An 11,960-nucleotide genomic window follows, 5' to 3' on the forward strand; every position below is an offset into this window, starting at 1 on the left:
TTGATGAGCAGTATGGTAACAAGCGCCATCACATTATAGACAAACGTATAATGAACAAGGAGTTCCTGTTTAAGCAACGCCAGAGGCATGCTTTGCGCAACCCAGCCAGTTCACAGGCAAACGTATCTTACTGGCCTAATGACAAGGGTTGGTCGAAACCGCGAGAGTTACCAGCGGGTATCGGTAAGTCCGTGCGAATGCCTTGGGCTGAAAGCGGCGTCAACCGCGCCTGCCTGACGCTCGCCGGTAGTTCCCTGACTGTGCTCGGCGCAGTAGGATGTGGGCAAAGGCAGCAGGTGTGGCCAGACTGGCTCGCTCTCGAGCCGACGCACGCGCCGTCCATCACTCGACTTCAGGGAAGACTCGCCATGCTTCGTCACTTGCGTACTCCGCTCGCTCTACTCATGTGCACCGCCGTTCTTGCCGGGTGTGAGAGCGCCTCGCGCATGGCCGACAGCATTTCACTGCCGGACTTCGGCTCCTCGCAGACCGAACAGGGCGAGCAGCGCGTCCAGCGCACCGTCGCCTTCCCGGAGGCGGAGTACGCCAAGCTCGACAAGACCGGCACCTCGGTGATCAAGGGCCGCATGTCCTATGAGTGGCAGGGCCAGACGATCTACGCCAACCGGGCGGGAATCTCGATCGCGCCGGTCACCACCTACTCCGCCGAAGCCGCCGAACTGGCTCTGGCGGGCAAGACGGCGTCTCGCGCCGACCCGCGTGCCCAGGCCTACACCCACATCGTGCGCACTGACAGCAATGGCTACTTCAATGCCACTGGCCTGCCATCCGGCACCTTCTATGTCGCCGGTGTCATCCAGCTGCCGGACGGCACACGCAGCCCGCTGATTCTCAGTCAGGTGCAGATCGGCCGTGGCCAGACCCGCACCATCGAGCTGAGCCGCTGACAGCCCGCGTGTTTCTCTTGCTCTGCTTGCTGCCCTTGCACCGTCGGATGATGGCCACCGCCCCATGACGACACTCTCGCTGCGCGCCTATACCCCGCAGGCCACGAGTCATGACCACGACCACCACCAGCTGGTGCTGCCGATCCGCGGCCATCTCGATATCCAGGTCGGCAGCCATCACGGCACCGTGGTCACCGGCGAGTGTGTCATCATTCGCCCCGGGGAGTCGCACCTGTTTCATGCCAAGGACGCCGCGCGTTTCATCGTCGCTGACCTGGACTACCTGCCCGACAATCTCGCGGCGTCGCAACGCGTGGTGTTCTCGATCAGCACCCTGCTGATGAACTACCTGCTGTTTCTCGAAGCGCAACTACAGGGTGAGGTCGACAAGCACATCGATCAGCTCTCCATCGCGCTGTTTCTCGGTCTGCTGGAGAAGCAGACCTGTGATCAACGCGTCGATCGTCGTCTGCTCAGAGTGCTCGACGTCATGAACGCGCAGCTGGCCCAGCCCCACGATGTGGCATCCCTGGCCCGACTCGCCCACCTGAGCCCGACCCAGTTCCACAAGGTGTTCCGCGACAATCTGGGCGTCAGCGTCAAGCAGTACCTGACCGCCAGACGCATGGAGCGCGCGCGGGCGCAGTTGATCCATACCGATCTCAGCGTCCAGCAGGTCGCCGAGGCCGTCGGCTATCAGAACCTCTCCGCCTTCTCTCGGCGCTTTTCCTGCTACTTCGGCCAGTCGCCACGCGAGATGACACGCCAGTATTCGAGCCTCACTCCCGCGAGCGACTGACTCGAACATCTGAACAAGCGATTGAGCACCCGAACCCAGCAGTCAATCACCGCACTCTGGCGGCATATGACGTTTTGATTCTCCTGGCAGAACAGTGCGTAGTTTCAGCACAATATATTCTCGCGATGAGGCGTAATCTCGTGCACACCGAGACACACTTCATTGCGAGCCATCCACCATGCAGCACTACTTCTCCCGGACGCCCTTCCGCCCAGCGCTGGAACGCCAGATCGGCAATCTTTCCGTCCTCACGGCCGCCCTGTTATGGGGTACGACCGGCACCGCCGCCCACTTCAATCAGGATGTCAGTCCCTTGGCCACCGGCGCCTTCGCCATGGGCTTTGGCGGCATTCTGCAGGCCGTGCTGTCGCGACGAATCCTCCATGAGGAGCTGGCCGTCCTGCTGGTCCACAAGCATCTCGTGCTGTGGGCGGGGCTGTTCATCATCGTCTACCCACTGGCCTTCTATTCGGCCATGGAATACACCGGCGTCGCGATGGGCACCGTCATCACCATCGCCACGGCGCCGTTGGCGGCAGCGGTGCTGGAATATGTGCTGGACCGCAAGCGCGTCAGTGCGCAGTGGTACGCGGCGCTGATGCTGGGCATGGCCGGCGTGGGGTTGATGGCCATGGGCGAGACACGCCTGGCAGACACGGCGGCAAACGCCACTGCCAACGGCGTTGCCAGCGATAGCCGCAAGCTCATCGGTATCGGGCTGGGCGTGCTGGCCGGCGCGAGCTACGCCACCTATTCGCTGCTCGCCAGACGCATGATACTGCTGGGCGTGCATCGCCGTGCGGCAATGGGGGCGATGTTCGGCTGTGCCGGCGTCATGCTGTTGATCGGCCTGGCCATCAGCTGCCTGTTCCTCGATCCGCGTCTGTTCGCCACGCCGGTGAATTCGGCGGTCGCCATCTATATGGCGCTGATCCCGATGCTGCTGGCCAGCCTCATCTTCGGACGCGGGCTTGCCAGCGTGCCCATCAGCCGGGTGACGGTACTGACCATGTTCGAGCCACTGGTGGCGGGCCTGTTGGCCGTTATCGTGGTCGGCGAGCAGTTCACGCTGATGGGCGCCATCGGCATGGTGCTGATCATGACCTGCCTGATGCTTCAATTGCGTTCGCAGGCAACGCAGGCGCCGATGGCCAGCCCGCAGGCAGACCTCGCGTCCTGGACGACGCCCGACACGGCCTGCGACGCTCTAGTTGATACACACGGCGACACTGCCCAATGGGGTGAGCGTGATCCGTGGAGCGATACCGAGCATGGCCGCGATGCCAATCAAGGGCCGGAGCGAGGAGCGGAGTCATGGCAGCGTCATGACGCCTGACGGCAATGAGGGAATTGTTGGCAAGTTAGAGTACGCGCCCTGAGCGGCAGCCAGCTGGCGCGGCAACTCACTTGCCCGAAAGTGGTTTCAGCACACTTTCGCCAGCGCTTATGCTGCGACTGAAAACGGCCACGGGATTGGCAAGACACGCAAGGACATCACCATGACAACCACACGCTCCGATATCGCTGCCTCTTCAAGGTCGACCGACATGGGGAGCCTGGCCGTCCTGTTTGCCGCGCTGCTGTGGGGCACCACCGGCACGGCGGCCCACTTCAATCAGGATGTCAGTCCGCTGGCGACCGGCGCCTTCGCCATGGGCGTCGGCGGCCTGCTTCAGGCAGTGATCGCACGGCCCAACATCATGGGCTGCCTGGGCCTGTTGATGGCACAGAAGCGCTGGGTATTGCTCGGCGCCATGTGTGTCGTCATCTATCCGCTGGCCTTCTACTCCTCGATGCATCTGGCCGGCGTCGCCATCGGCACGGTGATTACCATCGCCACGGCGCCACTGGCCGCGGCGATTCTGGAGCGCCTGTTCGGCCACCACCGACTCACGCTGAGCTGGTATCTCAGCCTCGCGCTGGGCATTGCCGGTGTGGTGATGATGGCGATGGGCGAAACGGACACTCATGGCGGAGACATTGCCGCCGTCAGGGCCGGCGACGACCCGATGGCGACAGGGTCAGGGGGCGTGCCTGATGCTGACTGGCAACGTCTGGGTGGTATCGTACTGGGCATCATCGCCGGCACGACCTACGCCGCCTATTCGCTGATCGCCCGGCTCATGATGGACCACGGCACCCACGCCCGCGCTGCCATGGGCAGCCTGTTCGGCGTCGCCGGTATCGCGCTGATCGCAGGCCTGGGCCTCAGCATGCTGGTGGCCGACCCGCGCCTGTTCGCCACCCCCGGCAACACATCGGTCGCGCTCTACATGGCATTGGTGCCGATGTTCCTCGGCTATATCGCCTTCGGCTACGGCCTGAAGACCGTCGCCGCCAGCAAGGCCACCCTGCTCACCCTGTTCGAACCGCTGGTCGCCGCGCTGCTCGCCGTCACCATCGTCGGGGAACATATCGCTCCGCTCGGCTGGCTCGGCATGGCGCTGATCGCCGTCTGCCTGGTGATTCAGGTGAAGCCAGCAACCGCCTGATCAACGCGAGCGGCACGACGAGATGGCCCCGGATACAAAAAACACAAAGCCCCAGGCTGAGTTTCAGGCTGGGGCTTTGCATTGCTGGGCATAAGCTCTCGGGCTCACGCCATTTCAATCACTCGCCGTGAAGAGCGCGCGACGTCAGTGCGAGGCAAGCTCGGCGGCATCAGCTTGCGGCGTTATCCGACGTACGCCCTTGGCATCCTGCGCGTAGGCACGATGACGCACATCCCAAAGCTCCACGGCATGCTGGATGTTGAGCCAGAACTCCGGCGTATTGCCTAGTGCAGCCGCCAGCTTGATGGCCATCGGGGCCGTCAAGGTCCCCTTGTCATGCACGATACGGCTCAGGGTATTTCTGTGCACTCCCATCGCCTCGGCCAAGGTGCGAATGTCGATGTTCATCGGCTCCAGAAACTCTGCCGTCAACATCTCTCCTACCGTCAGTGGGCGCCGCTGGGTATTTCTCATCACTGCTACCTCCTCTAGCCCTTGTAAGCATGCGGGTCTAGATATGTTTGATGGGCAATCCCTGCCTCCCATCGAAAGATGAGTCGATACTGCTTGTTGACACGAATCGAGCAATAACCTGCGAGATTGCCCTGCAGATGCTCGAACCGATTGCCCGGTGGAATCCTCAGATCAGACTCCTGACTTGCGGCATCGAGAATCTGCAACTTGCAATAGAGCGAACTGGAGATCACCGCAGGTATCTTGCGGTGGCCAACATCATGCTCATAGAAGCTCTCGAGCCACACATCCCTGAATTCCACCGCCATGGCAGCACCTTTTTCCCCTCATTCTATGCACAACCATGTTGTGCATCAAGTGGCTCTACCCTGAAGTAGCTCTCCCTAGACGCTTCTTCCCCCATGAAAAACGCCCAACGAGTCCAGGACTCGTTGGGCGTTTCATATTTCTCTGCCCTTCACATCAGAAGCTCAGCCACTCAGGCCGCCGTCTTGTTGGCCAGTTCGACCTTGGCAAGCTTGATCAGCCCGCCATAGACGACGAAGGCGACCACAACACCCACAACGGGCGGCATGAAGGGTGAGCTCCAGGCGCACAGGCAGGCGATGGCGTAGGCGGCGAGGCCCGGCCAGTGGTAATCGATCTTGGGCATCTCGGCGAGGCGCGGATACTGCCCTTTGTGACCGAGCCAGAAGTTGGCCATGATCACGCCGCCGATCGGCGGGATGAAGGTGCCGAGCAAAATCAGGAACGGAATCAGCCACTCATACATGCCGAGTACCGCCAACACGGTGCCGATGGCCGCGCCGCCCAAGGTGACACGCTGACGATGCGGGGTACGCAGCAGATTGCAGCCGGCGATCGCGAAGTTGTAGATGGTGTTGTCCTGGGTGGTCCAGATATTGAGGAACAGCATCAGGACGGCGAGGCTGACCAGCCCCTGGGCGATCATCACGTCGACGATATCGGCCTGCTGGTAAATCATCGCGCCGAGCGCGCCGGTGAGCACCATCAGGCCATTGCCGACGAAGAAGGCCGCCAGGGTGGCGATGACGGCGATTTTCGGCGAACGCGCGAAGCGGCTCCAGTTGGTCGCCTGGGTGCCGCCACTGATGAAGGTGCCGATCACCGCGGTGATGGCGGCCGTCCAGCTCATGGAATCCGTCGGCGTCAGTGCCGCAAGGCCTGCGACACCGCCGACATCGATCATGCCGGTGTAGAGACTGAACAGGATGAACAGCAACATGGCCGGCACAGCGATGCGCGAGAGCATGTCCAGCCCGCGATAACCGATCATCGCCGTCAGACAGAAGGCGAAACCGAAGATGACCATCAGCGGTGTGGTCAGCCACTCCGGCAAGCCGAGCGTCTTGACCAGCACGATGGCAATGGTCGCGGTGCCCCAGGCGTACCAGCCGATCTGGGTGAACCCGAGCACGAAGTCAGACAGGCGGCTGCCCTTCTCGCCAAAGCACAGCCGGCCCATCAGCACCGAATTCAGACCGCTCTTGCAGGCGATATAGGCCAGGGCGGCAGCGTAACCGCCGAGCAGCAGATTGCCGATCACGATGATCCACAGCAGTTCATTGAGCGCGAACGCGGCACCCAATGACCCACCCGCCCACATGGTGGCGGTAAAGAAGGTGAAGCCGAGCAGCACCATCGAGGTGGAGAGCAGCCCCCGTCGTGCCGAGGCAGGCACTTCGCTCAAGGGATAATCATTGCCGGATTCGCCTGCCATCGTTGCATGGTCTGCGGAATGAGGTGAGGAGTGTTCTGCCATGAGTGCCTTCCTGGAGCTCGGTCGTGAGTCGTCGAGCCTTGTGGTGGTGTCAGCCTGCCTGAACGCCGGCCACCGCCCCCTGCGGGCAAGGTGGCGGGTAGAGCGGCGGTCGCTACCCTATCACCACGCAAGATTCACGCCACCCATCCTCAAACCGTGCAAGATGCCAGCTCGCCGCCCGTGCCATGAAGCTGACACAGCCGTCAGGTTCTGGCCTGGCTACAGGCGCGGTTAGGCGCAAGACAGCCTCCAGAAATGATTATGCGACAAGTCCGGCGCAGTACCTACGACCCCCTCAGGTACGCCGACGTTGGCATCATCTTGACCGCCAGACACCAGAACGCCACGCGGCGCACTCTTTCAGTGCAGCGCGTGGCGTGGCTCTCGCCCTCCCTCACTGACATCAAAACCTGACGCCGAATACAGGATGCAAATTTTTCAGCCTTTCCTTGTTTAGTGGTTCATGCTGAAGCCCTTCAGCTGCTCGCCAGCACCCCTTCGCTGGCATTGACCTCTTCGCTGTCCATCAGGCGCAACCGGACCGGCACCGATTTCGAGGCGGGCGTGTTGCTGCGCGCATCACGGTGATCCAGCGGAATCAGGTCATTGGTTTCCGGGTAGTACGCTGCCAGACAGCCGGTCGGGATGTCGTATTCCTTGAGCTTGAAGCCCGCCATGCTGCGCTCGACGCCGTCTTCGCTGACCGTTTCCAGCGTCACGCGCTGACCCTCGCTCAGGCCCAGCGTCTCGAGATCCTGCGGGCTGATCATCACCACCATCCGCGTGCCATAGACGTCACGATAGCGGTCGTCATTTGAATAGACAGTGGTATTGAACTGATCATGGCCGCGCATGGTGATGAGCAGGAAGGTGCTATCCATGTCCAGGGTCTCATGGGTGACCTTGTCGAGCCCCTCCTCATCCGTGCCCAGCCCCTGGGGGAACAGGAAGTTGGCACGCCCCGAGTCGGTATGCCAGATACGCTCGCGCGGGGCGATGCGAATATGGAAGCCGCCCTGAGCCAGGCGCGCGTTGTAGTCAGGGAAGATCTGCGGGAAGACCTCTTCGATGCGATCACGAATCCGCGCGTAATCCGCCTGCAGCCAATCCCAATCCAAGGTGGGATGCGGCGGCAACGTCGCCTTGGCCAGCTGGCAGGTGATGGCGATCTCGGAGTGCAGGCTTGGGTCCGCCGGCGCCATCACGCCACGCGACGGTGCCACGTTGCACATGCCGTCCTCGGCACTGGAGACCTGCTCCGCGCCCTTGCCATCGGCGCCGGCCTGCAGGTCACGCTCGCTATGGCCAATCGTGGGCAGCACCCATCCATGCTTGCCAGGGTGCAGGTGACTGCGGTTGAGCTTGGTGGCGATATGCACCGTCATGTCCATCTCGTGAACCTTCTCGACCACGCGCTTCTGATCAGGAATCGCGCGGAAGAAGTTGCCGCCCATGCCGATGAAGGCGCGTACCTCGCCGCGTAGAATCGCCTCGCAGCATTCGGCGACATCATGGCCGTTCTCGCGCGGGCACTTGATATCGAAGACCCGATCGAAGGCATCCAGCATCGCGTCATTGGGCAGATTCTCAATGCCGACGGTGCGGTCGCCCTGCACATTGGAATGGCCGCGTATCGGGCAGGCCCCCGCGCCGGGCTTGCCGATATTGCCGCGCAGCAGCAACAGATTGATGATCTGCTGGATGGTGTCGCCGCCGCGCGCATGCTGGGTGATGCCCATGCCCCAGCAGCAGATCACGCGCTCGGCCTCCAGATAGGTCTGCCCCGCCTGTTCCAGCGATTCACGTGACAGGCCGGACATGGCGACCAGATCCTGCCACTCTAGCTTGCGGCAATGCTCGGCGAAGGCATCAAAACCGTGGGTGTGCTGGGCGATGAAGTCGTGATCCAGATAGCCCACCGCATGCGGATTGCGCTCGCGCAGCGCATCGTCGGCCTCGATCACGTACTTGCACATCGCCTGCACGGCGGCGAGGTCCCCGCCAATGCGCAGCTGATGATACTGACTGCTGATCTCGACACCCTTGCCGCTCAACATGTCCTTGGGTGACTGCGGGTCGGCAAAGCTGACCAGTGCCCGCTCACGCAGGGGGTTGAAGCTGACCACCTCGGCCCCGCGGCCACGCGCCTCGTGGAGATCCCCCATCATGCGCGGGCTGTTGGTGCCGCTGTTCTGGCCGAAGATGAAGATGGCATCGGCCTGCTTGAAGTCCTCGAGATTGACCGTCGCCTTGCCGATGCCGATGGACTCCGGCAGCGCCCGCGAGGTGGTCTCGTGGCACATGTTCGAGCAGTCCGGGAAGTTGTTGGTGCCGTACATGCGCCCGAACAGGGAAAACAGGAACGCCGCTTCGTTGGAGGTGCGCCCCGAGGTATAGAACTCGACCTGGTTCGGGTCCTCATAGCGCTTGAGGCGCTGGCCGATCTCAGCGTAGGCCGCTTCCCAGCTGGTGATCTCGTAGCGGTCCGTCTGGGCGTTATAGCGCAGGGGTCGCGTCAAGCGCCCTTCCTTCTCCAGATGGTGATCCGACCACTCGCGCAGCTCGCTGAGCGTGTTGTTGGCGAACAGCTCATCACTGACACGTTCACGTGTCGCCTCCCACGCCAGCGCCTTGGCACCGTTTTCGCAGAAGTTGGCACCCTTGGGCTTGTCGCCATTCGGCCAGGCGCAGCTCGGGCAATAGAAGCCATCGGGCTTGTTCATCTTCATCAGGCTGCGATGGCCTTCGATGGGCAAATGCTCCTGCCAGATGAACTTCTCGACCGCCTTAATCGACGGCCAGCCACCGCCCGGTGGACGGTCCAGCTGACTGCCGGACAGCGACGCCGATAACGCCGGTGCGTGAGACCCCTTGGGGCTGAAGGAATCGACTGGCGTGGTCTGGTCTTGGGACATGTCGGGGCTCCTGACGGTGGCGGCCGGCAGCTGGCATCGATCAGACACCGTTGCGGGCACGCCACCGAGCAAAGAATTCAAGGGTCACCCTTGTTTCCTTGCCTCGCGCCAAGGCTTTTTCAAGGCCGATCGGCGTTGCGCACTTGAACTTCCGCCGATCCGCCACCAGAGTTGTACACACCTGACACAAGCAAGCCCGCACTTGAGCAAGACCGCACACAAGCAGACCCGCCACTCAACACGCCAGACATGATGAGGAGCTGGAACATGACCGTATTTGAAGCCCTGCGCGAGACCCACGACGAACAACGCCGCCTGCTGGACATGCTGCTGCAGACCGAAGGTGACAGCGAGCCGCGCGATGACCTGTTCAAGCGCCTCAAGGAATCGCTCACCAATCACGCCGGTGCTGAGGAGCGTGCGCTCTACATGCCGATGATGGAGCACGACATGACGCAGGAGAAGGCGCGTCACAGTGTCGCCGAGCACCATGAGATCGATGAGCTGGTCGAGAAGCTCGAGGCGACCGACTACAGCTCGCCGGGCTGGCTGGCCACAGCCAAGCAGCTCGAGCACCTGGTGACCCACCACCTGGATGAGGAAGAGCAGGAAGTCTTCCAGCTGGCAGGCCGCGTCTTCGATGACGCCACCAAGAAGCGCCTGGCCGAGGAGTATCACCAGGACATGAAGGCACGCGAAGCGGCCTGAGCCAGAATCCAGCATCGGGCCTAATCGAAAGCGCTTGGCGTTGTGACAGGCTGAACGCTATCGATAAGCGCAGATGAAGCACACGAAAACGGGCTGACCACATCATGTGGCCAGCCCGTTTTGTCATGCGTTCATCCTGCGGTGAAGGCGCTGCTGTCTCTCACAGCGTGTGTCATAGCGAGTGAGGCGAAGAGTCATCCATCACGTCATCAGCAACGAGACACTCAGCTTACTTGCGACGCGGCTGGCGTGCGGCACCCTTGGATGCCGGCTTTCTGGTCGGGCTGCCTGAGCGCTTGCCATTGCCTTTTCCGGCCTTCGTCTTGTCATCAGACTTCTCCGCACGCCCGACGTAACGCGCGATCCAGATGGTGTGCTTGGCCCCCGAGCTACCATGCGCGTAGACCTGACGTGCCTCGGCCTTGAAACCGGCCCGCGACAGGCGCTGCGAGAAGCGCGCATCGGCCGTGGCCGACCACACCGCCAGAATGCCGGCCGGGCGCAACGCCTTGGCACACACCGCCAGCCCCTCTGCACTGTAGAGCCAGTCGTTGTCATCCGCGGTCAGGCCTTCCGGGCCATTGTCCACATCCAGCATGATGGCATCGAAGCCACCGGGCGCTTCACGCAGCACCTCGGCCACATCGCGATTCTCGACTGTCGTGCGCGGATCCCGAATTGGATAACCCGCCTTGGCCCCCAGCGGGCCGTCATTCCAGGCCACCACTCCCGGCACCAGCTCGGCGACGACCACCTCGGCATCTGCCTTGAAGTGCTTGAGTGCGGCGGCCAGGGTGAAGCCCATCCCCAAGCCGCCGATCAATACGCGCTGCGGCGTCGCCGGCGTGCCGCGACTCTTGAGCAGACCGGCAGGAATCTCAGCCAGCGCATCTTCCGAGCCATGCATGCGGGTATTCATCAGCTGCCCGCCCTTGCCGCTCTCGATCTTGATGACGAAGTCCTCGCCATACTCGAACAGACACAACGAATCCGTCGTGCCGGGGATAGGCGCGGTATCGAGCAGCACAAAGCGTTTCATGGCACATCCATAGAAGGAAAAATGATCATCTGTCAGGTGGCTTGGTGGCCATCCTGACTATATTCAACATGACGGACATCTGTACGACATGGGGGAGCGTTATTCTAACAGTCAGAACCCCGTGGCAGGTATTCGCCTACGCGAAGGCATGAAGTTTCGTGAAATCACGATAAAAATGAGAGCATGCGCGCATCAAGGCTGGAAGATATTCGCGAATTCTCTAATACTAGCATTTGAAGAACGCAACACCGTCGTAAACCAAACACTCTCAGCACGAACACTCTCAGTACGAGCTGTCACCTTTAGACCAATGACCGATGCGCCAAGGAAAGCGCAGGGGTCACGCCGGAAGATGGGCAAGCCCCACCGTCGGCGAGGCAGAGTGACACTTGAAGTAACACTCAAGATTCCGACTCATCGGAACCCGAAAAGAGGATATTTCGATGCCGCATACCCATCCGGAGCGACTCGCGTCGGTCAGTTCCAGCCAGGTCGAGGAACACTTTCGCGATCTCCACCCCATCGTGGCGTTAGTCTCGGCCACTCGGTTGCTGCAATTCCTCGAACGGGAAGGTCTGACATTGCATGCACACCGGGCCCTGTGCGCCAGCATCATTCGCAAGGCACTGCCCAGCCTCGAAACCGGCCCCGGGCATGATCCTGCCAATCTGCCGAGCCTGCACGGAATAGAACAGACCGAGGAAAGCGAGCCGCGTATTCCTTTTACCCAGTCCAGCGCAGCGGGCGCCAGCACACCAGCCACCATGCATGACAAGCATGAGGATATCGCCTCCTGACAACCGTCAGGCTTGCCGATGACGAGACATTCTGACGCCCAGCTC

11 protein-coding genes are annotated in these 11,960 nt (G+C 61.7%); 6 read left to right on the plus strand and 5 right to left on the minus strand.

Translation table 11 applies throughout. From position 1 onward, the window contains the following. The first annotated feature begins 446 nt into the window (after positions 1–446). From R1T44_RS10915 to R1T44_RS10930, 4 genes are all read left to right on the plus strand, one after another. The gene (locus R1T44_RS10915; RefSeq protein WP_317292014.1) at positions 447–908 is read left to right on the plus strand and encodes a carboxypeptidase regulatory-like domain-containing protein; all 462 of its coding nucleotides are present in this window, start codon (positions 447–449) and stop codon (positions 906–908) included. Positions 909–972: 64 nt separating this feature from the next. Then, complete coding sequence (locus R1T44_RS10920; protein WP_153635853.1) at positions 973–1,707, plus strand: AraC family transcriptional regulator; 735 nt, start codon at positions 973–975, stop codon at positions 1,705–1,707. A gap of 178 nt (positions 1,708–1,885) precedes the next feature. Continuing rightward, a complete protein-coding gene (locus R1T44_RS10925; RefSeq protein ID WP_317292015.1) occupies positions 1,886–3,043 on the plus strand; it encodes a DMT family transporter in 1,158 nt (385 codons plus the stop codon). Positions 3,044–3,206: 163 nt separating this feature from the next. Continuing rightward, entirely contained in the window at positions 3,207–4,199 is a 993-nt protein-coding gene (locus R1T44_RS10930) for a DMT family transporter (RefSeq protein WP_317292016.1), read from the plus strand. A 144-nt stretch (positions 4,200–4,343) separates the two neighbouring features. Here R1T44_RS10930 and R1T44_RS10935 read toward each other — a convergent pair whose 3' ends face one another. The 4 genes from R1T44_RS10935 to R1T44_RS10950 all read right to left on the minus strand — a co-directional run bounded on the left by R1T44_RS10935 (position 4,344) and on the right by R1T44_RS10950 (position 9,371). Next, entirely contained in the window at positions 4,344–4,673 is a 330-nt protein-coding gene (locus R1T44_RS10935) for a HigA family addiction module antitoxin (protein ID WP_317292017.1), read from the minus strand. Between the two features lie 14 nt (positions 4,674–4,687). Continuing rightward, positions 4,688–4,981 carry a type II toxin-antitoxin system RelE/ParE family toxin gene (locus tag R1T44_RS10940; RefSeq protein WP_317292018.1) on the minus strand — a complete coding sequence of 98 codons (294 nt, stop codon included), beginning with the start codon at positions 4,979–4,981 and terminating at the stop codon, positions 4,688–4,690. Between the two features lie 170 nt (positions 4,982–5,151). Further along, positions 5,152–6,456 carry a cytosine permease gene (gene codB, locus R1T44_RS10945; RefSeq protein ID WP_394805755.1) on the minus strand — a complete coding sequence of 435 codons (1,305 nt, stop codon included), beginning with the start codon at positions 6,454–6,456 and terminating at the stop codon, positions 5,152–5,154. 476 nt (positions 6,457–6,932) lie between these two features. Further along, a complete protein-coding gene (locus tag R1T44_RS10950; RefSeq protein ID WP_317292019.1) occupies positions 6,933–9,371 on the minus strand; it encodes an FdhF/YdeP family oxidoreductase in 2,439 nt (812 codons plus the stop codon). A 267-nt stretch (positions 9,372–9,638) separates the two neighbouring features. Here R1T44_RS10950 and R1T44_RS10955 point away from each other — a divergent pair, with 267 nt between their 5' ends. Next, the gene (locus tag R1T44_RS10955; RefSeq protein ID WP_153635859.1) at positions 9,639–10,079 is read left to right on the plus strand and encodes a hemerythrin domain-containing protein; all 441 of its coding nucleotides are present in this window, start codon (positions 9,639–9,641) and stop codon (positions 10,077–10,079) included. Positions 10,080–10,308: 229 nt separating this feature from the next. Here R1T44_RS10955 and R1T44_RS10960 read toward each other — a convergent pair whose 3' ends face one another. Beyond that, a complete protein-coding gene (locus R1T44_RS10960) occupies positions 10,309–11,118 on the minus strand; it encodes a spermidine synthase (RefSeq protein WP_457851496.1) in 810 nt (269 codons plus the stop codon). 443 nt (positions 11,119–11,561) lie between these two features. Between R1T44_RS10960 and R1T44_RS10965 the strand changes: the two genes are divergently transcribed. Beyond that, positions 11,562–11,915 carry a hypothetical protein gene (locus R1T44_RS10965; RefSeq protein WP_317292020.1) on the plus strand — a complete coding sequence of 118 codons (354 nt, stop codon included), beginning with the start codon at positions 11,562–11,564 and terminating at the stop codon, positions 11,913–11,915. The last annotated feature ends 45 nt before the right edge of the window (positions 11,916–11,960 follow it).

Source organism: Cobetia amphilecti, assembly GCF_032923285.1.
GTDB lineage: Bacteria > Pseudomonadota > Gammaproteobacteria > Pseudomonadales > Halomonadaceae > Cobetia > Cobetia amphilecti.